Source organism: Stenotrophomonas sp. PS02300, assembly GCF_029959395.1.
Taxonomy (GTDB): Bacteria; Pseudomonadota; Gammaproteobacteria; order Xanthomonadales; family Xanthomonadaceae; genus Stenotrophomonas; species Stenotrophomonas maltophilia_AD.
In genome coordinates this window covers 1-21,854 of the sequence record NZ_JASCOP010000020.1, presented here as the reverse complement: position 1 = coordinate 21,854, position 21,854 = coordinate 1, and the positions used below count along the sequence as shown (strand labels likewise).

General features: G+C 64.1%; 19 protein-coding genes and 2 pseudogenes. 9 read left to right on the top strand and 12 right to left on the bottom strand.

Annotated elements, in window-relative coordinates:
* The first annotated feature begins 72 nt into the window (after nucleotides 1-72).
* Genes QMX79_RS06260 through QMX79_RS06250 form a run of 3 tightly spaced genes read left to right on the top strand, consistent with a single transcriptional unit; the run spans nucleotide 73 to nucleotide 6,426 of the window.
* Nucleotides 73-819 carry an ABC transporter permease gene (locus QMX79_RS06260; RefSeq protein ID WP_282245453.1) on the top strand — a complete coding sequence of 249 codons (747 nt, stop codon included), beginning with the start codon at nucleotides 73-75 and terminating at the stop codon, nucleotides 817-819.
* Between the two features lie 40 nt (nucleotides 820-859).
* A complete protein-coding gene (locus QMX79_RS06255; RefSeq protein ID WP_282245422.1) occupies nucleotides 860-2,182 on the top strand; it encodes an ABC transporter ATP-binding protein in 1,323 nt (440 codons plus the stop codon).
* A 29-nt stretch (nucleotides 2,183-2,211) separates the two neighbouring features.
* Nucleotides 2,212-6,426 (top strand): glycosyltransferase, encoded by a 4,215-nt coding sequence (locus QMX79_RS06250; protein WP_282245420.1) that lies wholly within the window; start codon nucleotides 2,212-2,214, stop codon nucleotides 6,424-6,426.
* Between the two features lie 72 nt (nucleotides 6,427-6,498).
* On the opposite strand, the gene wecB is transcribed toward QMX79_RS06250, so the two are convergent.
* Both wecB and QMX79_RS06240 read right to left on the bottom strand, forming a co-directional pair.
* On the bottom strand, nucleotides 6,499-7,629 hold the full coding sequence (wecB, locus tag QMX79_RS06245) for a UDP-N-acetylglucosamine 2-epimerase (non-hydrolyzing) (protein ID WP_282245418.1): 1,131 nt from the start codon (nucleotides 7,627-7,629) through the stop codon (nucleotides 6,499-6,501).
* Between the two features lie 118 nt (nucleotides 7,630-7,747).
* The gene (locus QMX79_RS06240) at nucleotides 7,748-8,218 is read right to left on the bottom strand and encodes a hypothetical protein (RefSeq protein WP_282245417.1); all 471 of its coding nucleotides are present in this window, start codon (nucleotides 8,216-8,218) and stop codon (nucleotides 7,748-7,750) included.
* 285 nt (nucleotides 8,219-8,503) lie between these two features.
* Here QMX79_RS06240 and QMX79_RS06235 point away from each other — a divergent pair, with 285 nt between their 5' ends.
* Nucleotides 8,504-8,923 (top strand): hypothetical protein, encoded by a 420-nt coding sequence (locus QMX79_RS06235; protein ID WP_282245416.1) that lies wholly within the window; start codon nucleotides 8,504-8,506, stop codon nucleotides 8,921-8,923.
* On the opposite strand, the gene QMX79_RS06230 is transcribed toward QMX79_RS06235, so the two are convergent.
* The 10 genes and pseudogenes from QMX79_RS06230 to QMX79_RS06185 form a co-directional block, all read right to left on the bottom strand.
* A complete protein-coding gene (locus tag QMX79_RS06230; protein ID WP_282245415.1) occupies nucleotides 8,880-10,388 on the bottom strand; it encodes a hypothetical protein in 1,509 nt (502 codons plus the stop codon). The two genes, QMX79_RS06235 and QMX79_RS06230, sit on opposite strands and share 44 nt — an antisense overlap.
* A 3-nt stretch (nucleotides 10,389-10,391) precedes the next feature.
* Nucleotides 10,392-10,712: a DegT/DnrJ/EryC1/StrS family aminotransferase gene (locus tag QMX79_RS06225; protein ID WP_282245413.1), complete on the bottom strand. Its 321-nt coding sequence runs from the start codon at nucleotides 10,710-10,712 to the stop codon at nucleotides 10,392-10,394.
* Nucleotides 10,690-11,496: pseudogene (gene rffA, locus QMX79_RS06220) on the bottom strand (dTDP-4-amino-4,6-dideoxygalactose transaminase); the annotation flags it as partial. The pseudogene rffA and the gene QMX79_RS06225, both read right to left, overlap by 23 nt.
* A gap of 59 nt (nucleotides 11,497-11,555) precedes the next feature.
* Nucleotides 11,556-11,930: a hypothetical protein gene (locus QMX79_RS06215; RefSeq protein ID WP_282245411.1), complete on the bottom strand. Its 375-nt coding sequence runs from the start codon at nucleotides 11,928-11,930 to the stop codon at nucleotides 11,556-11,558.
* Nucleotides 11,927-12,682, bottom strand: coding sequence for a GNAT family N-acetyltransferase (locus tag QMX79_RS06210; RefSeq protein WP_282245409.1), 756 nt, complete (start codon nucleotides 12,680-12,682; stop codon nucleotides 11,927-11,929). Before QMX79_RS06210 ends, QMX79_RS06215 begins: the two co-directional genes overlap by 4 nt.
* Entirely contained in the window at nucleotides 12,679-13,662 is a 984-nt protein-coding gene (locus QMX79_RS06205; RefSeq protein ID WP_282245407.1) for a glycosyltransferase family 2 protein, read from the bottom strand. The genes QMX79_RS06210 and QMX79_RS06205 overlap by 4 nt, the downstream gene beginning before the upstream one ends.
* 159 nt (nucleotides 13,663-13,821) lie before the next feature.
* A complete protein-coding gene (locus tag QMX79_RS06200; protein WP_282245406.1) occupies nucleotides 13,822-14,496 on the bottom strand; it encodes a hypothetical protein in 675 nt (224 codons plus the stop codon).
* The gene (locus QMX79_RS06195) at nucleotides 14,462-16,027 is read right to left on the bottom strand and encodes an LTA synthase family protein (protein ID WP_282245404.1); all 1,566 of its coding nucleotides are present in this window, start codon (nucleotides 16,025-16,027) and stop codon (nucleotides 14,462-14,464) included. Before QMX79_RS06195 ends, QMX79_RS06200 begins: the two co-directional genes overlap by 35 nt.
* 179 nt (nucleotides 16,028-16,206) lie before the next feature.
* Nucleotides 16,207-17,148, bottom strand: a complete 942-nt coding sequence (locus QMX79_RS06190; RefSeq protein WP_282245403.1) for an electron transfer flavoprotein subunit alpha/FixB family protein — start codon at nucleotides 17,146-17,148, stop codon at nucleotides 16,207-16,209.
* On the bottom strand, nucleotides 17,148-17,894 hold the full coding sequence (locus QMX79_RS06185) for an electron transfer flavoprotein subunit beta/FixA family protein (RefSeq protein ID WP_282245401.1): 747 nt from the start codon (nucleotides 17,892-17,894) through the stop codon (nucleotides 17,148-17,150). Before QMX79_RS06185 ends, QMX79_RS06190 begins: the two co-directional genes overlap by 1 nt.
* Nucleotides 17,895-18,158: 264 nt before the next feature.
* On the opposite strand from QMX79_RS06185, the gene rfbB reads away from it, so the two are divergent.
* The 5 genes and pseudogenes from rfbB to QMX79_RS06160 form a co-directional block, all read left to right on the top strand.
* Nucleotides 18,159-19,214: a dTDP-glucose 4,6-dehydratase gene (rfbB, locus tag QMX79_RS06180; RefSeq protein ID WP_282245399.1), complete on the top strand. Its 1,056-nt coding sequence runs from the start codon at nucleotides 18,159-18,161 to the stop codon at nucleotides 19,212-19,214.
* A gap of 14 nt (nucleotides 19,215-19,228) precedes the next feature.
* Nucleotides 19,229-20,116 carry a glucose-1-phosphate thymidylyltransferase RfbA gene (rfbA, locus tag QMX79_RS06175; RefSeq protein WP_282245397.1) on the top strand — a complete coding sequence of 296 codons (888 nt, stop codon included), beginning with the start codon at nucleotides 19,229-19,231 and terminating at the stop codon, nucleotides 20,114-20,116.
* Nucleotides 20,113-20,670 carry a dTDP-4-dehydrorhamnose 3,5-epimerase gene (rfbC, locus tag QMX79_RS06170; protein WP_282245395.1) on the top strand — a complete coding sequence of 186 codons (558 nt, stop codon included), beginning with the start codon at nucleotides 20,113-20,115 and terminating at the stop codon, nucleotides 20,668-20,670. Before rfbA ends, rfbC begins: the two co-directional genes overlap by 4 nt.
* The gene (gene rfbD / locus QMX79_RS06165; RefSeq protein ID WP_282245393.1) at nucleotides 20,667-21,572 is read left to right on the top strand and encodes a dTDP-4-dehydrorhamnose reductase; all 906 of its coding nucleotides are present in this window, start codon (nucleotides 20,667-20,669) and stop codon (nucleotides 21,570-21,572) included. Before rfbC ends, rfbD begins: the two co-directional genes overlap by 4 nt.
* A gap of 94 nt (nucleotides 21,573-21,666) precedes the next feature.
* Nucleotides 21,667-21,854: pseudogene (locus tag QMX79_RS06160) on the top strand (glutamine--fructose-6-phosphate aminotransferase); the annotation flags it as partial.

The following is a 21,854-nucleotide window of genomic DNA, read 5'->3' as shown; positions in this document are numbered from 1 at the left end:
AAAGACATGAGGTCATCCTCCCCACTGGCGTTGTTCCGGACCCTCCGGACACACCGCGATCTCGTCAAGGGACTGGTCGTACGGGAAGTGGTGGGCCGGTATCGCGGGTCGGTCATGGGACTGCTGTGGTCGTTCTTCAACCCGATCCTGCTGCTTGCCGTGTATACGTTCGTCTTCAGCTACGTCTTCAAGGCGCGCTGGTCCGGTGGTGATGGTTCCAAGACCGAATTCGCACTCGTGCTGTTCGCTGGCCTGATGGTGTTCAACATGTTCGCGGAGTGCTGCAACCGTGCGCCGACGCTGGTTACAGGCAACGTCGGGTACGTGAAGAAAGTCGTGTTCCCGCTGGAGATCCTGCCGATAGTCTCGCTGGGCTCCAGCCTGTTCCACCTGCTGGTCAGTTTCGTGGTGTGGTCGGTCTTCTACATGGCGTTCGTCGGCATGCCATCGGCGACGCTGATGCTGATGCCGCTGGCGGTGCTGCCGCTGGTGCTGATGACTCTCGGCTTCTCGTGGATCCTGGCTGCGCTGGGCGTCTACCTGCGCGATGTTGCCCAGGTCATCGGCGTGGTAACCCTGGTATTGATGTACCTGTCACCGATCTTCTACCCGGTCTCGATCATGCCGGAGCAGTACCGGCCCTTCATGCAGCTCAGCCCGCTTACCACCACGGTGGAGCAGGTGCGCGCGGTGATGATGTGGGGCAAGGTACTGGATTGGCAGGCGTGGGGTATCAGCATGGGGGTGGGCCTGTTCATTGCATGGTTGGGGTTTGCGTGGTTCCAGAAGACTCGCCGGGGGTTCGCTGATGTCCTCTGATGCCGCCATCACCATTTCGGGCGTTTCCAAATGCTTTGAGATGTATGACACCCCCCGGGACCGCCTGAAGCAGTTCTTCGCGCCCAGCGGCAAGAAGTTCTATCGGGAGTTCTGGGCACTCAACGATATTTCCTTCGAGGTCGCCCCGGGCGAAACGATCGGCATTCTCGGCCGCAACGGAAGCGGCAAGAGCACGCTGCTGCAGATCATTGCCGGTACGCTCGCCCCCACCGGCGGCGAGGTGCGCGTCAATGGGCTGCTGGCGGCGCTGCTTGAACTGGGGTCGGGTTTCAATCCCGATTTCACCGGCCGGGAAAACGTGTACCTCAACGGCGCGGTGCTCGGCTTCAGCCGCGAGCAGATGCAGCAGCGCTTCGCCAGCATCGAATCCTTTGCCGACATCGGCGAGCACATGGACCAGCCGGTCCGCACTTACTCCAGTGGCATGTACGTGCGCCTGGCGTTCGCGGTACAGGCCTGCGTTGATCCGCAGGTCCTCATTGTCGATGAGGCGCTGTCGGTCGGCGACGAGAAGTTCCAGCGCAAGTGTTTCGAGTACATCGAAAGCCTGCGCGCGCGTGGCTGCGCCATCCTGATTGTTACCCACGCCACATCCACCGTGGAGAAGTTCTGCCAGCGTGCCGTGCTCCTTCACAAGGGGCGCGTGCACGGCATTGGCGAAGCGAAGGTCATCATCGACCAGTACCACGCGCTGCTGTACTCGGATGAGAAGGCGTACCTCCGCTACGTCAACTCCCAGTCCGCCGACGCTTCTGCCTCCGCGCTGGTGCCCATCGAACCGGTCCAGGCCACGCCGGCAGCGCTTGAAGCGCCGGTGGATCCGCTGCCTGCAGACGATGGCACCGGGCAGGCGGATGTCGCTGCCGTTCCAACCGCGCAGGGCGGCGCCGACGACGGCATGCTGCGTGCCTACATCAAGGACTGGGTGGCATTGGATGCGGCTGGAGAGCGGTGCGAAGTGTTCATGACGGGTCAGACTGTCACCATACGGGCGCGGGTGCACGCGCTGGACGCGATCGATGAGATGCAGTTCGGCCTGTTGTTGCGCACCGTCGAGGGCGTTTCCGCCTTCGGTACCAGCACCATGTACCAACGCGCCAACTGCATGGACGTCAAGCCGGGGGACTTCTGCGATGTGGAGTTCAGGATCGAGCTCAATCTGTGCGAAGGCAGCTACTTCGTGACGCTCGCATTGGCCGAGGCCATCAGCCATGCAGACATGGCGTACCTCGATCGCAAAACCGACGTCATCATCCTCAAGGTCAATGCGCCGCGCGCGCTGGGCACCGGCATCGCCGCGCTTCCCGTCAGCGTGGCCTTTGCCAAGCGTCCCAACGCGTGAACACGCGTGACCTGCGTACTGGAGATCCGATGAAGAAATCCCTGATGATCATCACCGAGGCTTTCGAGCTGGGGGGGGTTGAGACCTACATCCAGAACGAGGCCATCGAACTGACCAGGCAAGGCTGGGACGTCCATCTTGTCTGCGGGCGCCGTTTCGCCCGGACCCTGCTCCCCGAGGGGCTGGCATCGTTGACAACCGACATGGCGATCGGTCCGGAAGCGAGTGTCCATGAATTCCTGGGCGCCGTGGATCGCATCGTGGCACTTGCCCGGCGCAACGAGATCAGCGCGATCCACGCGCATCCCTTCACCTCCACGATCCCGGCGATGATGTGCGCCGCGCTGCTGGATGTGCCGTTCTTCGTGACGTTGCACGGGCCCAGCTCCATCGCCGGCAGCTACGGCGCTGCTTATGACTTCATGCTGGCATCGCTGGTGCTCCCGGCGGCGACCCGGGTCGTTGCGGTCTCGGAAGAAGTCCGTGCCTTGGCCGCGCCCTACGTGGACGCTGATCGCCTGGACATCCAGCTCAATGCGGTTGGCGTGCCTGCGGCGCGCGATGTGGTCGCGGGCGACCGCTGGCTGGTTGTCAGCCGGCTGGACCCGGCCAAGATCGACGGCATCCTCAGCTTCGTCGAAGCGGGCCTGGCCGCAGGTATCGCCGGGATCGACATCTGTGGCACCGGTCCTTCGCAGGAGGCGCTGGAAGACGGCCTGGCAAGGGAGCTCGAATCCGGCCAGCTGCGCCTTCTCGGAAGCAGCGACCATGTGCACGAGCTGGTACTCGAATACGCCGGTGTGGCTGGCATGGGGCGGGTGGCGCTGGAAGGCCTCGTGGCGGGCCGGCCGGTGGTGCTGGTCGGGTACGACGGCATCAAGGGCCTGCTGACCGAGGACCTCTACCGCCAGGCCATCGAATCCAATCTTTCCGGTCGTGGCGTCGAATCGATCAATGCGGCAGAACTGCGTCGTCAGCTCGATGCGTTGCCCTCCCTGGGGCCGAACATCCAGGCCCTGAGTGAACAGGTCCGCGCGGCGCACGATCCGCGTGCCATCTGGTCGCACTTCGCCGAGCAGCTCGTCGCTAGCGAGCCGGCGGACCATGCCGTGGTGAAGAGCTTCGTCAACCAGCTGCGCGCCACCCACCCGCATTCGGAGGCATCTGCCTACTGGTCGCGGGAGGTGATGGATGTGATGGGCCGTGTCGCTGCATCGCGCCAGGGCGAATCCACGGGCCTGCTGGCGCCCTTTGCGCTCTTCGCCACCGCCTACAACCGCAGTGTCGTCGAACAGGAAGCTGCTGGCCTCCAGGTCCGCATCGACAACCTCCTGACCGCGCCCGCAGCGGTACCGGGGCTGACGGCGGCCGAGCTGGAGCAGTTCAACACGTTGCTGACCCGGGTCCGGCAGCTTGAGCAGCACCTGCTCGACCTGGGTGAGGATGCATCCAGGCAACGGGATGCCTTGCACGTGGCGCTGGGACAGGCGACGCAGCGCATGGTGGACGCACTGCGCGAGGACCTGGCCGGCTTCGGCGAGTCCATTCACCACGTGGCGCGCCGCACCAGCGATGACCAGCGCCACGAAGCCGAGCGGCTGCTTGCAACGCTGCAGAGCAACACCGCCCATAGTGTCGACAGCATGCGGGAGATCGCGGCGGGCACCGCCGAGACCGTGCGCACCCACATGTCCCACGCGGTGTCGGACATCCGCGTCGAACTCCAGCAGGAATTCGAACGCCTCCGGCAACAGTCGAGGGTGGAAGCGACCGATAACGTTGAGTTGCTGCGGCGCGAGATGGGAGGGATGCGCGATGCCGTGAGGCACCAGATGCTTGCCAGCATCGGCGAGTTCAGGTTGGACAGCCGGATGGCATTTACAGAGGTAGTCAGGGGAACGGAGTTGAAGTTGGAACGCTCAATGGAAAGAATGGAATCGGAAATCAGAATGGACATCGCACGGATGGCCGGCGGGCTGGACCAGCGCGCCGACATGGACCGCAGCCTCGTGGAATTGCGCGAACGCGTCATCGCGCTTGAGTTCGAACTCAACGATGTCTACAGAAGTTCGTCGTGGGCGCTGACCCGGCCAATGCGGGTGCTCAAGCGCATGGTAGTCAAGCCCAGGGAGACCATGCGTCTGGTGGCTGGTGAGTTGAAAAGTGTCGGCGATGCGCCCAACAGCCAGGCTGAGCCGCCGGGTCTGTGGCGGCGTGCGATGAATTTCATCCGCCGCACCGCGCGGACCGGGAAGCTGGATCCGTCCGACAAGGCGCGCCTGATCAACATGGTGCGGAACAACTATTCCACGGTTGCACAGAACCTGGGCGTGCCCGTGCCGCAGCTGCAGCTGGCGCCTCGTGGTGAGCTCGAGGACGTGTTCGTCTGGTCAGTCATCGACTGGCATTTCCGGATGCAGCGACCACAGCACCTGGCCGCGGCGATGGCCGGCAAGGGGCATCGTGTCTTCTATATCTCGAACAACTTCGTCGACTCTCCGAAACCCGGGTTCGCCCTGGAGGCGCTCGACAAACAGGGGCGTCTGTTCCAGGTCAACCTGCACGTGGCGGGTGCACCGCAGATCTACAGCGACCTGGCTTCCGAAGCGCAGGTCGCCGCCATCCGTGACAGCCTCGCCGAGCTGCTGGCCTGGACCGAAACGCGGAAGTCGATTTCGTTGGTGCAGCACCCGTACTGGATCGAGCCGGCCCAGTGCCTCCCCAACATGCGCCTCGTCTACGACTGCATGGACCACCATGGTGGATTCGAAAACAATGCATCCACTGTCCTGGAAGGCGAGCGCAAGCTGGTGGAGCGGGCCGATCTCCTGATCGTGACGTCGCAGTGGCTTCGCGACGAGATGGAGGGCAAGTCGCGCAACATGGCGCTGATCCGCAACGCCACCGAATACGAACATTTCTGCAACAGGCCGGACGATGTGTTCACCGACCCGCAGGGTCGCAAGGTGATCGGCTACTACGGTGCCATCGCCGAATGGTTCGATGTCGAACTGGTGCGAAAAGTCGCGCTGGACCATGCTGATGCGCTGGTGATCATGGTCGGGCGGGATACCGTAGGCGCCGACCAGCGACTGGCCGACCTTCCCAACGTGCGTTTCGTCGGTGAAGTGGCCTACAGGGAGCTGCCGTACTGGGTGCACGGATTCGATGTCTGCCTGTTGCCGTTCCAGGTCATCCCGCTGACCCTTGCGACCAATCCGGTCAAGGTCTACGAGTACCTGAGCGCCGGCAAGCCGGTTGTTTCGGTCGATCTTCCTGAAATGTCCCAGTTCCAGGGGCTGGTCAAGCTGGCAACGTCGCCGGTCGGGTTCTCTGCGGCAGTGGGCGAAGCGCTCGCAGATACCGAAGCCAGCGCGGAAGCGGTCGCCGCCCGCCAGGCATTCGCTGCCTGCCAGACGTGGGCCCATCGCGCTGCGGACCTGGACCATGCGCTTGAGGCGATCAGCGAGCCTGTCGTCAGCGTGGTCGTGCTCTGCTACAACAACCTGGAATACACCCAGGCCTGCCTGGACAGTCTGGAAAAGCACAGCGACTACCCGAACCTGGAGGTGATCGCCGTGGACAACGCGTCCAGCGACGCTACCCCCGAATACCTCGCCCGCTGGGAGCGCGAAGGCCGAAACCGCCGCTATATCGCCAATGCGACCAACCTCGGTTTCTCCGGAGGCAACAACGTTGGCCTGGCCGCGGCGAAAGGTGATTACCTGGTGTTGCTGAACAACGACACCTTCGTCACCCCGGGATGGGTGCGCACGATGGTCTCGCACCTCCTGCGTGACCCCTCCGTTGGCCTGGTCGGGCCGGTGACCAACAACATCGGCAACGAAGCGCGCATCCAGATCGAGTACGCGGACATGGAGGAAATGGTGGTGAATGCCGGCAAGCACACCCGCCTGCACGCCGGACTGTCGTTCCCGTTGAATACTGCCGCCTTCTTCTGCGTGATGATGACCCGGGCGGCATACGAGACGGTCGGCCCCATGGACGAGGCCTTCGGGGTCGGCTTCTTCGAAGATGATGACTACTGCCGCCGGCTCGACCAGCACAACCTGGGCGTGATCTGTGCCGACGATGTGTTCGTCCATCATCACCTGTCTGCGAGTTTCAACAAACTCAAAGCAGAGGCCAAGCAGGCGCTGTTCGACCAGAACAAGGCGGTCTACGAGGCCAAGTGGGGCCCGTGGACGCCGCATGTGTACCGCGACCGCCCGCTTCGCAGCTGATCGTGCCGCTGCGGGGGAAATAAAAAAAAACGCCCCGAAAGGGGCGTTTTTTCATGCGGCAGCCGGCTCCGATCAACCGCGCAGGACGCGTTCCACGATCCTCCGCGATGCGGCACCGTCACCATAGGGATTGTGGGCGCGCGCCATGGCGGCGTAGGCCTGCGGATCATCGAGCAGGCGGTTGGCCTCGGAGGTGATGGTCTCGGCGTGGGTCCCCACCAGCTTCACCGTGCCTGCATCGATGGCCTCGGGGCGCTCGGTCGTATCACGCATGACCAGTACAGGCTTGCCCAGGGAAGGGGCTTCCTCCTGCACGCCACCGGAGTCGGTGATGATCACCGCAGAGCGCATCATCAGGTAGACGAACGGCAGGTAGTCCTGCGGCGGGATCAGGAACACGTTCTCCTGGTCGCGCAGGATCCGGTTGACCGGCTCCTGCACGTTGGGATTGAGGTGCACCGGGTAGACCACCTGCACATCGCCGCGCTGCGCCAGCTGCTTGAGCGCAAGGCAGATCTGTTCAAACCCGTCGCCGAAGTTCTCACGCCGGTGGCCGGTGACCAGGACCATCCGGCGCGAGCCGTCCAAGAACGGGAAACGCGCCTCCATTGCTGCGGAAAGCGCCGTATCGGCATCAATCTTGGCGGTCACCTCCAACAGCGCATCGATCACCGTGTTGCCGGTGATTTCGATCGCCAGCGGTGAAACGCCTTCCCGCACCAGGTTGTCCCGGGACCGTTCGGTCGGCGCGAAATGCAGCTGCGTCAGCGGCGCGGTAAGGCGCCGATTGCCTTCTTCCGGCCAAGGCGCGTAGATATCCCCGGTACGCAGGCCAGCTTCGACGTGGCCAACAGGGACCTTGTTGTAGAAGGCAGCCATGGCCGAAGCCAGCGTGGTGGAGGTGTCGCCGTGCACAAGCACAAGGTCCGGTGCATGCCGTTCGATGACCTCGCTCATGCCGGTGAGGATCCGCGAGAACAGCCCCGGCAGGGTCTGGCCCGGCTGCATCACGTCAAGGTCTTCGTCCGGAACGATTGAAAACAACTCGAGGACCTGGTCCAGCATCTGGCGATGCTGGGCAGTGACCGCAACGATGACGTCCATCGAGCCGTCCCGTTTGAACGCCTCGACCACCGGTGCCATCTTGATGGCCTCGGGGCGCGTGCCGAAGGCGATCACTACTTTCTTCCGTCGTTCAGTCATTTCTACTCAGCTGGTTGGCTCAAGGGGTGCTGGACCTATTCTAGCCAGTCCGCCCAAGAAAAAAGGGAGGGGCAGAAACTGCCTCTCCCTTCTTCGCATTCACATACCGCGCAGGCACTTACTCGATGGTGAAATCGACCTTGGTGCTGCTCAGCGCGGTGCCATCTTCGCCGATGCGGATTTCCAGGGCCTGGGTGCCGGCCTTGGTGAGCATCGAAGCAGGAATCGAGCCGGTCACCGTGGAGCCGGAGATGGCACGGTTGTCCAAGCGCTTGCCGTCCAGCCAGACAGCGGCATCGTAGCCTTCCAGGTCGCGGTCGGCCTTGACCCACACGTCGACGCGGCTGTCAGACTGCGCCTCGGAGGCTGCAAGTGCCTTGGTCGTCGTCGGGCCGTACTGGACCACTGCCAGGCCGGCCAGGGCATCGATGGACTTCACTTCCGGCTCAGCGGCAACGGGGGCCGGGGCCAGGGCTTCATCCTTGCTCTCCTCGGCTGCGGGCTGGGGGGAAGGAGAGCAAGCGGCCAGCGCAAGGGCGCCAGCAACAGTAGCGCCATACATCCAGTGCTTGGTGCGAGTGATGCTCATAATAATGTTCTGCGAGTATTTTCGTTTAGATTCGGTGGGAGCCCCGACTTGGCGGAGCCCGGTCCGCCTGGACCTCGATAATGGTGGGCAGGCGCCCGCATATGCTAGCGGTTTGCCGCCCGCAATACACGGTCCGTGCGGAAATCGCTCCCTGGCCGGCGCCGGGGCCCGCCGGGCCGCCAGGCGCCCACGTGGCCGTCATCCGGTGCGCACCGCTACAATGGCGCGCAATTCCAGGGGGGGAGCCCAGACGTGCATAAAGGCCGGACCGCATTGATAGTGCTGATGGTTCTGCTGGCAGGTTGCCAGCGGAAACCTGCAGATGTATCCACCGTGCCTTACCGTGTGGTCGATGAAGGTCGCCAACGGGGCGATTGCACGCTGTGCGTGCTGCCGCTTCCCGATACCCGTTGCGGGCAGGGCGATGGGCACGCCGCGGAGGTCCGCTGGCACCTGCCGGCCGCCGCCGCGCACACGCAGCTGCGCATGAAAGCGGTGCGGATGGACGATGACATCCTCGACATCCCGATCGCGGGCCGGGCAGGCCGCGCAACCCTCCCCGTGGAACTCCAGCCGGATGACCGGATCGCCCTCGTGGACACAGAAGCCTCACGAGAGCTGATGTTCACCACGGTAACCGAGCCGGTGGGTTGCGCATTGATCACGGCGCGGGGACAAGCTCCGGTGGGCCCGGATCGGCCTTGAGCGCCTGCATGGAATGGCGGTTGAGCACCCGGTTGGAGAAGGCGTTGAGGCGGTGGGTGCGCAGCAGCTCGATGGAACGGACACGTTCGGCGCGGCTGGCCTTGCAGACCGTCAGCATGGGCTCGCATCGGGCAAGCGTTGCAGCCGGGTCATGGCCGAGCAGGATCATCTGGCGTCCGACGGTGTTACCCCAGGCCTGAACGTAGGGCGCCTCCCGCCAGGTCGCGTAGGTCAAGGGCACCTGCAGCAGGACCACGCCGGCCAGCACCAGTGAAACAATACCGCGTTGCGGCAATTGCCATTTGCGCCAATCCGACCCTGCCGCCATCAGTGCAAGTGCCACCGTGCCGAGCTGGTACATCAGCAGGTAACGCTGTTGCGAGGCGTAGGCCGGCCCGAATTCCGTGACGCGGGTCAGCACGATGCCTGCGACGGCACCGTAGCAGAAGAGCATGAGGGTGACGGCGAGGAACTGGCTCTGGTTCCAGCGGTCGCGCAGCGCGCGCCACCAGAACCACCCATGCGCCACGACCACCGCCACACCGAGCAGCTGATGCACCAGCTCTGCCTTGCGCGGGAAAACGAGTTGCAGCAGCGGGCGGTCGGACACCGAAAGCGCGGCGATGGAAAGCGCCATCTTCAGCAGTTCACCCGGGCCGAATCCCATCAACGCATGCAACGCCGATGGGCCGCCGTGGCGGGCCGCGATGTAGGTATGCAGGTAGTAGTGGCTGGCAAGGCGGTAGCCGATCGCAGCGACGACGATCACGACCAGCGCGGCGGAGGTACGCCGCCAGCTTTCCCCCCGCAACTTGATCTCGCGCAGCGCCAGCGCGCAGGTGGCGCTGATGGCGCAGATCAGTGCCGTGCCGTCCATCGTGAACAGCACGACCGGCGCGATCAGCAGGATCGGCAGCCACCTGTGGCGCTCCACCGCCTGCCAGGCTGCGATGGCCAGCAGGATCATGGACAGGGGGCCGAGGTAACTGAGTGTCACCAGCGACCAGTTGAACGCCATTCCGCCACTGAGCGAGACAAGGCTGGCGGCAGCGGCAACCAGCGGGAGCAGCATCCACCAGGCGCCGTTGCCATGGTCCCGGTTGTCCTGCCTCACCACGAACAGCATCAGCAGCCATGCGAGCGCGGCAATGGCAAGCCCGATGTACGACTCCACGACGAAATCGAGCGAGAAGGTATCCGCGTTCCAGATCAGCAGCAGCTTGTGGATGGGCTGGGCGTGGTCGTCCGCGCTGCGCTTCATGTACAGGTCGGTCAGCGTCACGCCGCCGTTGTAGTACTTCTGCAGGAACGCGTCGACGAAATACCAGCCGTCCGACACCACGAACGGATTGCTGGCGTAGGAGATGTAAACAGCCGCGTTGGCGAATGCGAACGACGCCAGCGCCAGGATGACGAGGGTAGGCAGGCTGGCCCGCAGTCGCCCGGAGGGGGTCGGCATGCTCATTGCTCAGCCTGCCAGTGCTTTATCCGCGGCTGCGAAGATGGTCGGCAGGTGCTCTTCCACGCCAATCCACAGCGGCATCCGCACCAGGCGCTCGGAGATGTCGTCAGTGACCGTCATCTCCGATCCGGTGCGGCCAAAGGTGCGGCCGGCCGGCGAGGAGTGCAGCGGGATATAGTGGAATACCGCCTGGACACCCTGTTCCTTCAGCGCCTCGATGAACCGGGTGCGCGCCTCCAGCGATGGCAAGCAGCAGGTAGTACATGTGCGCGTTGTGCGTGCAATGGGCAGGCACGATCGGGCGCCGTACGTGGCCGGCCAGCTCATGCTGCATTGCCCAGGCGTGGTACTGGTCCCAGATCGCAAGCCGCCTGCGCGTGATGTCAGCGGCTTCCTCGATCTGCGCGGCGAGGAACGCAGCGGTGATCTCGCCCGGGAGGTAGGACGAACCAACGTCCACCCAGGTGTACTTGTCGACCTGTCCACGGAAGAATCGGCTGCGGTTGGTGCCTTTCTCCCGGATGATCTCTGCCTGCTCGCCGAACTCGTCGTCCCGGCACAGCAGCGCGCCACCTTCGCCGGAGATGATGTTCTTGGTTTCGTGGAAGCTGAAAGCGCCCAGGTCGCCGATGGCGCCCAGCGGTCGCCCGCGATACGTCGACATGATCCCCTGCGCCGCGTCTTCGACCACGCGCAGGCCGTGGCGTTCGGCGATTGCCATGATGGCGTCCATCTCGCAGGCGACGCCGGCGTAGTGCACGACGCAGATCGCCTTGGTGCGCGGGGTAATGGCGGCTTCGATCAGGTTCTCGTCGATGTTCAGGGTATCGGCGCGCACATCGACGAAGACCGGAATCGCGCCGCGCAGCGCGAAAGCGCTGGCGGTGGAAACGAAGGTAAACGACGGCAGGATCACTTCGTCGCCCGGCTCCAGGCGCAGCAGCAGCGCGGCCATCTCCAGGGCGGCGGTGCACGAGTGGGTCAGCAGGGCCGTGCGGGCACCGGTCTGTTCACGGAACCACGCATGACAGGTCCTGGTGAACGGACCGTCGCCAGACAGATGGCCATTGCCGTGTGCCTGTTCAATGTAGCTCAGTTCCTTGCCGGTCATGAACGGGCGGTTGAAGCGGATCATGTGTGCGCCTATTTGGACGATTAGAGGGGGGCTGTTCAACCCTGGCTGAGGATGATCAGGCCGACGATCACGGTGCCAAGGCCAATGGCCTTGGCCATCGTGAAGGTTTCGCCGAACAGGGGAACGGCGATGATGCATACCAGCAGGAAATTCAGGGCCATGAAGGGGTAGGCCTTGCTGAGCTCAAGCCGCGACACGGCGAGCATCCAGCACAGCGAGGCAGCAAAGGCGGCCACGAAGGCGGAAACCACCCACGGCTGCAGCAGCAGCTGGATCACGGTGGGGAGTTTGGCGAACCAGCCTGCACTGGCGGGCTTGAAGATCGATGCCTGCCATTTGATGACGAGCTGGCCATAGCTGGTGAGCAGGATGGTCATTCCGACCATCAACCAGGGGAACACCTTGCTCATGCCTGGCCTTCCTTCAACCCAAGGCGGCGGTCCAGGTGGTAGGTGTCGTAGGCCTTGAAGAGCTTCAGCCCCGCGCGCGACCATTGGCGTTGGACCGTGTAGTTCCAGATCTGGGTGGAGATGACCAGTTCCTGCATCGACAGCCCGGCGTAGTAATGCTGGATGTGGCGCAGCAGTTTCCCATACAGGCCGCGGCGCTCGAAGTCCGGATGTACGGCGTTGAGGACGATCTCGACCGTTGACCCGCCCACATCGCAGGTCGCGAAGCCGGCGACCGTGCCTTCCTCGGAGACGACCCAGGTCTGGCTTTCCGCCCGCTCGCCTTCCAGCCGACTGAGTGCCCATTCCACGTACCCGGCAAGTACCAGGTCGCGGGGCAGCAACGGGTTGGCCGAATAATGCGCCCGGTAGTTGGCGAACCCCGTCGCCGCAATCCCGGCAATGGCCTGGCGATGTTCCGCCGTCGCGAGGCAGACCTGGGGTTCGGCGCGGGTGGCGGCCGGATCCAACGCAGCGGCGTAATAGACCAGCGTATCTGCATGGATGACCTGATGTCCGCGTCGCTGCAGCGCGGTGGCCAGCGCGGTCTCGCCCGCCGGAACGCGGAAGATCACAAGGTCGGCCGGGTCCGCTTCGATCTCTTCGACCAGAAGCGGGACGTCATCGATCGACTCCAGCGTACCGCGCGACACCTGGATGTCGAACCGGCGCGAATCCGGGGCCGAATGCTGGAAGTACCTGCGTGCGCTCATCGGGCCTGCTTCCGGGTGTCCTGCCAGATCAGGTACTGCGGCCGCTTCTTGGCTTCCCCGTGAACGCGGCCCAGGTACAGGCCCAGCACGCCGATGCAGGCCATGATGATGCTTCCGACCAGCCAGATGGACGCGATGATGCTGGTGAAACCGGCCACGCGGATGTCACCCGAGCTGTATCGATACACGCTGTAGACCGCGAAACCGGCGGCAATGGCGGCAATGGCAAGCGCGGCGGTCATTACCAGCCGCAGCGGCTTGTCGGAGAAGGAGAGGGCAACGCGGGTCGCCATCTGCAGCAGCTTTCCGAGGCTGTAGCTGCTCTTGCCTTCGGTCCTGCGCCCGTGCGAGACCTCGACCTTGTGGGTCTGGAAGCCTGTCCAGCGCACCAGCAACGGCAGGAACCGATCCGACTCGGGCATGTTGTTCAGCGTGTCGACCACTTTGCGGCTGTAAGCGCCGAAATTGGCGGTGCTGTGGTCGTACTGGGTGTCGGTCAACCAGCCCAGCGTGCGGTAGAACAGCTGCGACCCGGTCCGCTTGCCCCAGCTGTCCTGGCGATCCACGCGCTGGCCAAGCACCACCTCGACGTCGCCTTCAAGCGCGGCAAGCAGCTTGGGAATCTCTTCCGGCACGTCCTGGAGATCGCAGTCCATCACGATCATGCTCTGGCCCCTCGCGTGCGCAAGGCCTGCGCTGATCGCGGCATGTTGCCCGAAGTTGCGCGCAAGGCGAAGGCCGCGCACCTGTGGATTGAGCTGCGACAGCTCGGTGATGCGCCGCCACGCCTGGTCCGGGCTGTTGTCGTCCACCAGCAGGATTTCGTGCGAGCGGCCTGCGGCCTGCAACGCGCGGGTCACGCGGTCCACGAGCTCCTCGAGGCAGTTCCTGCAGCCATACACGGGAACGACCACCGAGACATCCAGGTTCGGCTGACTGGGTTCAATGGCGTGTTCTGCCTTGGTCGACGTCGTGTTCAATAGGCTGGCTCGGAAGTGCTGCGGGGATGAAACGCGCGTACAAACTACGGCAACAGCGTGAAAAGAATTGGACAGCTGCGTGAAGACGATCGCCCACCAGAGGTGGGCGATCGCCGGAAGTGCAGCTGTCTGGCCCGGGTTCGGGCCGTTCACCGGGCGTTAGTGTATTTTGAGCGCGCCGATTTTCACACTTTTTTCCTCGGGACACTGCAGGCGGACCGGCAGTTCCCCCGCGACGGCGGTCAACGTGCCGGTCGGCAGGTCGGCGGTGATGACCTTTTCCCCCACCACGGTCCGTGCCAGGGTCGGGCCGATCTGGACGGTCGGGCTTCCGCGCAGGTGCTCGAACGTGATCCAGATGCTGCTGTTGCCGTCCGGCATTGGATTGAACGGCTGTCCCACCCGTGCCTTGTTCGGCCCCCAGGACTTCACCTTGAACTCGCAGTCCTTGAAGGTGTGCACGATCCCGAGCGGGACCATGTCGCGGACCAGCGAGTCCGATTCCGCCATCCGTAGATAGTGGGCCGAACCGGCGACCAGATCCTGGCGGATCAACCGGTTCCTGCTGTGCTCATTCCAGGCCTGGTCACAGCCCGTGCGCGTACGGGGCGCCTCGCGGGTTCCGCAGTTGACCCATTTGTCGTCGATCCTGGCCAGCAGCTGGCCGAGCACCGGGCGCACCACGATGCGGGAGGCGTCGTGCAGCTGCGGCAGCAGGCGCGGACGATGCAGCTGCTTGCCGATGATGTCGGCCAGCTGGAACAGGGGGATGTCATTGGGCAGGCTCACCGGTCCGTCCTCACCATCGATGACCAGCAGCGGCACCCGGGCCATTCCCACCTGGCGGCGTGTATTGGGGCCGTCGAACTGCCCGGACACCTTGTTTGAACTGCCCGGACACCTTGCCGTTGAGCCGCTGATAGACATCAGGCTGGCTGTCGAGCACGGGGGCATGGTCGCCGAAGATCACGATCAGTGCGTCCGGATCAGCGGCAAGCACCTTTTCGGTCCAGTCCATGACGGCGCCGGTGGTGTAGGCGCTGGCATTGAGGTAGTTGGGCAGCAGTTTGAGCCCGTCTCCACCATTGAAAGCGACCTTGTCGGGACGGCGCTTGGTATTGCGCGCATAGGCCCAGTGCGAGGAAAGCGAGACTACGTAGTTGAAGGTAGGGCGTACAGACTGGGTGGCGAGCATGGAAAGGTTCTGGTTGAACATCGATCCGTCGGCCAGGAACGGGCCATCCATGTCATCCAGGTTGAACGCTTCCACGGGATTGAACTCTTCGAAGCCCACGCGCGCGTACGCATTGTCCCGGCCCCAGTTGGAGGCGCGATGCGGGTGGCTGGCCATGGTGCGGTAACCCAGCTTCTGGAACAGTCCCGGCAGGCAGGGCGCGGTGTTCTTCATGCTTTCCAGGAACGCGATCGAGTTCGACGGCGACGGCAGCGCACAAAGCACTTCGAACTCTGCATTGGCGGTCGCACCGCCGATCACCGGCGAAAGGCCGTGTGGCTTGCCCGCACGCTCCCACAAGGCGCGGAACCGTGGATCCAGGGCATCCTCGGTGCCTTCCAGGCCATCGAGCACGCTGGTGTCCCAGATGGATTCGAGCAGCACGATGTGGACGTTGCGGTTGGGCTTGGGGCCGGTGGCCACGCTCCACCGTACTGGCGAGGTCGATGCGACTTCATCTGCGTTGGGGATGAAACCGATGTCCCGGCGCATGTCCTGCCAGTCCTTCAGCAGGTACAGCAGCCCGCCCTCTGCCTTGAGGCGCTCCAGCTGTTCACTCTTGCGCGCGGACTCTTCATAGTTCTTCGTGGTCGGCGCGCCTGCCTGGACGTTGTGTACGAGCCGGCCGGCGGGCCCCACCCAAGCGCTGGAGGTAAATACCACCAGTACTGAATAACCCAGGCCCAGCCCGAGCGGCAGGAGCGAGCGCCTGCGCGGCTTGAAACACAGCACCAGCAGCGCGCTCAGGGTTACCAGCAAAATCGCGCCAACGACCAGGTAGCGGCCGGAAAGCGTGGAGATGAGGAGTGGAACCGCTTCGAAATCGGCAGCCTGGATGGGTGTTTTCATCGCCGCGACCTTCACGGCGTGCCCGAGCAGGAGCAGGTGGCACAACGCAGCGTTGGTTATGGAAGCCCAGACGATATTGCGGAAAGACGGCGCCAGCAGGACGAACAAGGGCGCTACAAGCAATGCTGTAACGACCACGGCGACCGCGTGGTACTCGAATGAAAACGTATGTCGTGCGATCAGGCCGGCGGAAACACAGCTGAGGGCGGCGACGACGATCTGCAGCAGGTCAATAGGGCGATAACGGGGCGGGACGGTGGTGTGCGAATTCTGTGGGGCCATTTTTTCTCAGAGCCGGTGCCTGCCGTGGTGGGCAGCCCTGCTCAGGGGTTCCAGATAATGGGTGGTCCGGCATCCTATGTGACGAACGCGTGACAAGGGAAATGACTAAAGGCATGCCCCGGCTGGGCCGGGGCATGCGGGGCAGATAATGAATGCGGTCGTTCCTGCTGCGCCAGGCCTCAGCCCAGCGCTTTTTCCAGCTCCGGCAACAGGGTGAACAGGTCGCCCACCAGGCCGATATCGGCAATCTCGAAAATCGGCGAATCCGGGTCCTTGTTGATCGCCACGATGGTGCCGGCGTCCTTGATCCCGGTCAGGTGCTGGATGGCACCACTGATGCCCACCGCCACGTACAGCTCCGGCGAAATGATCTTGCCGGTCTGGCCCACCTGCAGGTCGCTCGGCACGTAGCCGGCGTCCACCGCGGCGCGCGAAGCACCCACGGCGGCACCCAGCTTGTCGGCCAGCTGGAAGATCACCTTGAAGTTCTCTTCCGAACCCACACCACGGCCGCCGGAGACCACGCGCTTGGCGCTCTGCAGGTCCGGGCGGTCGGTGGCGCCGGCGGCCAGGCCGATGAAGCGGGTGTGGCCCGGGAGGGCCGCATCCACGTTCGCCGCTTCCACAGGGGCGCTGCCGCCGCTGGCGGCTTCCGGCCACGAGGCGGCACGCACGGTGGCGACCACGATCTGGTCGGCCGGCACGTCCACGGTGATGATCGCGTTGCCCGCGTAGATCGGGCGCTTGAAGCTGTGGCTGCCTTCCACGGTCATCAGGTCCGACACCTGGTTCACGCCCAGCAGGGCCGCCACGCACGGCATCAGGTCCTTGCCGAAGGTGGTGGAGGGGCCGAACACATGGGTGTAGCCCTTGGCCAGCTGCGCGATCTGCGGGGCCAGCACCTGCGCCAGCGCCTGCGCGTTGGCGGCATTGGCCACGGTCAGCACCTTGGCCACGCCGGCCAGGCCGGCGGCCTGGGCTGCCACAGCCGAAGGGTCGGCGGCCAGCACCAGCACGTCGATGCTGGCGCCGCTGATGGCGGCGGCCGCGCTCACGGTCTTGGCGGTGGCGGCGTTGAGCTTGCCGTCATGGTGTTCGGCAACAACGAGGATCTTGGTCATTACAGCAACCCCTTCTGCTTGAGTGCGGCAACCAGTTCGGCCGCGTCCTTGACCATCACGCCCTTGCTGCGCTTGGACGGCGCGGCGTACTGGGTGGTCTTGAAGGTATCGGCGGCTTCAACACCCAGGTCGGCCAGCTGCAGCGTTTCCAGCGGCTTGGCCTTGGCCTTCATGATGTCGGGCAGCTTGATGAAGCGCGGTTCGTTCAGGCGCAGGTCGGTGGTGACCACGGCCGGCAGGTCCACTTCCAGCGTTTCCAGGCCGGCGTCGACCTCGCGGGTCACGGTGGCCTTGCCGTCGGCGATGTCCAGCTTGCTGGCGAAGGTCGCCTGCGGGCGGCCCCACAGCGTGGCCAGCATCTGGCCGGTCTGGTTGGCATCGTCATCGATGGCCTGCTTGCCCAGGATCACCAGGTCCGGCTGTTCCTTCTCGACCAGCTTGAGCAGGGTGCGCGCGGCGGTCAGCGGCTGGATGGCCTGGTCGGTGACCACGTGGATGGCGCGGTTGGCGCCCATGGCCAGGCCGTTGCGCAGGTGCGCCTGGGCATCGGCCGGGGCGATGGTGGCCACGATCACTTCGGTGGCGATGCCCTTGTCGCGCAGGCGCAGGGCTTCTTCCAGCGCGATTTCATCGAACGGATTGGGGGACAGCTTGACGCCGTCGGTGACCACGCCGGAACCGTCCGGCTTGACCTGAATGCGGACGTTGTAGTCCACCACGCGCTTGTACGCGACGAGGATTTTCATCTGGTGCGGAATCCTTCAATAACGGGGAACGTCCGGCTCCTGGGGCAGCAGCCGGTTCGGGGGTGGGACTGCGATTCTACCCGGCTACGCCGTACCATGCGAATGCGTATGGTGGCTGTGGTCATATGCTGCGCCGCGCCATTTTTCTTGCCTTGGGTTCACCAATTTCGGCGCCTCTCGGAGCCGGCCGTTGTATCCTCTCCCGCTAACCGGAGGTCTGGAACCACTGCCTCCCAGCATGAATACCGAACAGGAGAACGGGTAGTGCCAACATGGCTTGTCACCGGCGGAGCTGGATTCATCGGCGGGAACTTTGTACTTGAGGCCGTCGCCAAAGGCGTGCGCGTCATCAATCTGGACGCGCTCACCTATGCAGGGAATCTGAAAACCCTGTCGTCCATCGAGGGCGACCCCAACCACGTCTTCGTTGAAGGAGACATTGGGGACCGGGACCTGGTTGCCCGGCTGCTGGCGGAGCATCAACCCGATGCCGTGCTGAACTTCGCGGCGGAAAGCCACGTGGATCGCTCCATCGACGGTCCCGGTGCCTTCATCCAGACCAACGTGGTAGGCACGCTTGGCCTGCTCGAAGCTGTGCGCGACTACTGGAAAGCGCTGCCGGCCGGGAAGGGCGACGCGTTCCGCTTCCTGCATGTATCCACCGATGAGGTTTACGGCACTCTGGGGGAGACCGGCAAGTTCAGTGAAACCACGCCGTACGCGCCCAATTCGCCGTACTCGGCGTCCAAGGCTGCGTCCGACCATCTGGTGCGTGCCTTCCACCACACCTACGGCCTGCCGGTGTTGACCACCAATTGTTCCAATAATTACGGCCCTTACCATTTCCCGGAAAAGCTCATTCCACTGGTGATTGCCAGGGCGCTGGCCGGCGAGCCGCTGCCGGTATACGGCGATGGCAGGCAGGTGCGCGACTGGCTGTTCGTTTCCGACCACTGCGAAGCTATCCGGACCGTGCTGGCAAAAGGCCAGGTCGGTGAGACCTACAATGTGGGTGGCAACTCCGAAAAGGAAAACATCGAAGTGGTGCACGCAATCTGTGCCCTGCTCGATGCCCGCCGGCCGCGTGCCGACGGCCAGCCGCGCAGCAGCCAGATCACCTATGTAGCCGACCGGCCCGGGCATGATCGCCGCTACGCGATTGATGCAAGCAAGTTGAAGGACCAGTTGGGGTGGGAGCCGAAGTACACCTTCGAGCAGGGCATTGCCTTCACCGTTGACTGGTATCTGGCCAACCAGGAATGGGTCAACGGTGTTCTGGACGGAAGCTACCGCCTGCAGCGCATTGGCACTGCGGCGTGAAACAGGGAGTAAACATGACCCAGCGTAAAGGCATCATCCTCGCCGGCGGTTCGGGGACGCGTCTGTACCCGATCACCAAGGGAGTCAGCAAGCAGCTGCTTCCGGTCTACGACAAGCCGATGATCTATTACCCGCTCAGCGTGCTGATGCTGGCCGGCATCCGCGAAGTGCTGATCATCAATACGCCGCACGAGCAGGCTTTGTTCCGCGCGCTGCTGGGCGATGGCTCCCAGTGGGGAATGAGCATCGAGTACGCCGCTCAGCCGAGTCCGGATGGGCTGGCGCAGGCGTATCTGATCGGTCGTGATTTCCTGGCCGGCAAACCCAGTTGCCTCGTCCTGGGCGACAACGTCTTCCATGGCCATGGCCTGACCGATGTTCTCAAGCGCGCGGACGCGCGCGAAACCGGTGCCACGGTGTTCGGCTACTGGGTCAACGATCCGGAGCGCTACGGCGTGGCGGAGTTCGACAAGGACGGAAAGGTCATCGGGCTGGTGGAAAAGCCGGCTCAGCCCCGTTCCAACTATGCGGTGACGGGGTTGTACTTCTATGACGGCAAGGCCAGCGACTACGCGGCCGAATTGAAGCCTTCGCCACGCGGCGAACTGGAAATCACCGACCTTAACCAGCGCTACCTCGACGAAGGCGCATTGAACCTGGAGCCGCTGGGCCGTGGCTATGCGTGGTTGGATACCGGCACGCACCAGTCATTGCTGGACGCCTCCAACTTCATCGAGACCATCCAGACCCGCCAGGGCCTGCAGGTGTGTTGTCCTGAAGAAATCGCATTCGGCCAGGGATGGATCACGGCCGAACAGCTGGAGGCACTGGCCGCGCCGTTGATCAAGAATGGATACGGCCAGTACCTGCACAAGCTGGCCATGCGCGGGGCAGTGCCGTGAAGGTCATTGAAACCAGGTTGCCCGGCTGCGTGGTGATCGAGCCGGCGGTGTTCGGCGACGAACGCGGCTTCTTCTTTGAAACCTGGAATGCCGAGCGCTTCGGCCAGCACGGCCTGCCGACGAAGTTCGTGCAGAGCAACGTCTCCACTTCCGCCAAGGGCGTGCTGCGTGGCCTGCATTACCAGTGGCCGCGCCCGCAGGGCAAGCTGGTCAGCGTGCTGGAAGGCGAGGTGTACGACGTGGCCGTGGATATCCGCCGCGGCTCGCCGACCTTCGGCCAGTGGGAAGCGGTGGTGCTGAGCGCCGAGAACAAGAAGCAGTTCTGGATTCCCGAAGGCTTCGCGCACGGTTTCGCCGTGCTCTCCGAGCGTGCGGTGTTCAGCTACCTGTGCACCGAGGTCTATCTCAAGGACTTCGACGCTGGCGTGCGCTGGAACGATGCGGACATCGGCGTGGATTGGCCGATCAGCGGCCCGACCCTGTCGGCCAAGGACGAAGCGGCACCGTTCCTGAAGGACATCGCCGAAGATCGCCTGCCGGTCTTCACCGCATGACGGTGCTGGTGTTCGGTGGCAATGGCCAGCTGGGCCAGGAGCTGCTGCGCGCGCTGGCACCGCTGGGCGAGGTGGTGGCAACCACCCGCAGCGGCCAGCTGGCCGATGGCAGCCCGTGCGAGGTCGCCGATTTCAACGCGCCCGACGCGTTGGCGGCGGTGCTCGACCGGGTCCAGCCGACGCTGGTGGTCAATGCCGCGGCCTATACCGCCGTGGACCGTGCCGAAGGCGAGCGTGATGCGGCGTGGCGCGCCAATGCCGAGGCGCCGGGCGTGATCGCGCGCTGGTGTGCCGCGGCAGGCGTGCCGCTGGTGCATTACTCCACCGACTACGTGTTCGATGGGCAGGGCAGCCGTCCGTATCGCGAGGACGATGCCACCGCACCGCTGGGCGTGTACGGTGAAAGCAAGCTGGCCGGTGAGGATGCCGTGCGGGCGGCCGGTGGCCGCCACATGATCTTCCGCACCGCGTGGGTGTACGCCTCGCACAGCGCCAACTTCCTGCGCACCATGCTGCGTGTCGGTGCCGAGCGCGATGTGCTGCGCGTGGTCGCCGATCAAGTGGGCACGCCGACACCGGCGTCACTGATTGCCGATGTAACCGCGCAGGTGTTGCAGCATCCTGATGCCCTGTCGGGTACCTGGCACCTTACCGCCAACGGAGAGACGAGTTGGCATGGCTTTGCGGAAGCAATTTTTGCTGAGGCGGTGGCGGCAGGCAGGTTGGCACGCGCACCCAAGGTCGAGGCGATCACCACTGCCGAGTACCCGACCCCGGCAAAGCGCCCTGCCTACTCGCACTTGGATGTCACCAAGCTCCAATCCGATTTCGGAATTGTGCTGCCGAGTTGGCAGGAGGGTCTACGTAGCGTCCTGAATGAGCATGCGCCCGACCAGGACTGAGCTCGTTGCCTTGGAACATGGATAGTTCTTGCGCGCCCGGCATGACCTGTGCGGCGCTTTCCCCTTTTGCTTCAGATTGAGTGGATATTCTGCAATGTGTGGAATTGTTGGAGCGATCGCAGATCGCGATGTGGTGCCGGTACTGATCGAAGGATTGAAGCGCCTGGAATACCGCGGCTACGATTCATCCGGCATCGCGGTGCTGGACCAGACCCAGTCCCAGCCCGACGTACGCCGCGTGCGCCGCACCGGCCGCGTGGCGGAAATGGAGAAGGCCGCGGC

Excerpts from the sequence above, each read along its gene's own strand:
- QMX79_RS06255 (WP_282245422.1), top strand. The coding sequence starts at position 860 with ATGTATGACACCCCCCGGGACCGCCTGAAGCAGTTCTTCGCGCCCAGC.
- QMX79_RS06250 (WP_282245420.1), top strand. The coding sequence starts at position 2,212 with ATGAAGAAATCCCTGATGATCATCACCGAGGCTTTCGAGCTGGGGGGG.
- wecB (WP_282245418.1), bottom strand. The coding sequence starts at position 7,629 with ATGACTGAACGACGGAAGAAAGTAGTGATCGCCTTCGGCACGCGCCCC.
- QMX79_RS06240 (WP_282245417.1), bottom strand. The coding sequence starts at position 8,218 with ATGAGCATCACTCGCACCAAGCACTGGATGTATGGCGCTACTGTTGCT.
- QMX79_RS06235 (WP_282245416.1), top strand. The coding sequence starts at position 8,504 with ATGGTTCTGCTGGCAGGTTGCCAGCGGAAACCTGCAGATGTATCCACC.
- QMX79_RS06230 (WP_282245415.1), bottom strand. The coding sequence starts at position 10,388 with ATGAGCATGCCGACCCCCTCCGGGCGACTGCGGGCCAGCCTGCCTACC.
- QMX79_RS06225 (WP_282245413.1), bottom strand. The coding sequence starts at position 10,712 with ATGAGCTGGCCGGCCACGTACGGCGCCCGATCGTGCCTGCCCATTGCA.
- QMX79_RS06215 (WP_282245411.1), bottom strand. The coding sequence starts at position 11,930 with ATGAGCAAGGTGTTCCCCTGGTTGATGGTCGGAATGACCATCCTGCTC.
- QMX79_RS06210 (WP_282245409.1), bottom strand. The coding sequence starts at position 12,682 with ATGAGCGCACGCAGGTACTTCCAGCATTCGGCCCCGGATTCGCGCCGG.
- QMX79_RS06200 (WP_282245406.1), bottom strand. The coding sequence starts at position 14,496 with ATGGCCCGGGTGCCGCTGCTGGTCATCGATGGTGAGGACGGACCGGTG.
- QMX79_RS06195 (WP_282245404.1), bottom strand. The coding sequence starts at position 16,027 with ATGGCCCCACAGAATTCGCACACCACCGTCCCGCCCCGTTATCGCCCT.
- QMX79_RS06190 (WP_282245403.1), bottom strand. The coding sequence starts at position 17,148 with ATGACCAAGATCCTCGTTGTTGCCGAACACCATGACGGCAAGCTCAAC.
- QMX79_RS06185 (WP_282245401.1), bottom strand. The coding sequence starts at position 17,894 with ATGAAAATCCTCGTCGCGTACAAGCGCGTGGTGGACTACAACGTCCGC.
- rfbA (WP_282245397.1), top strand. The coding sequence starts at position 19,229 with ATGACCCAGCGTAAAGGCATCATCCTCGCCGGCGGTTCGGGGACGCGT.
- rfbD (WP_282245393.1), top strand. The coding sequence starts at position 20,667 with ATGACGGTGCTGGTGTTCGGTGGCAATGGCCAGCTGGGCCAGGAGCTG.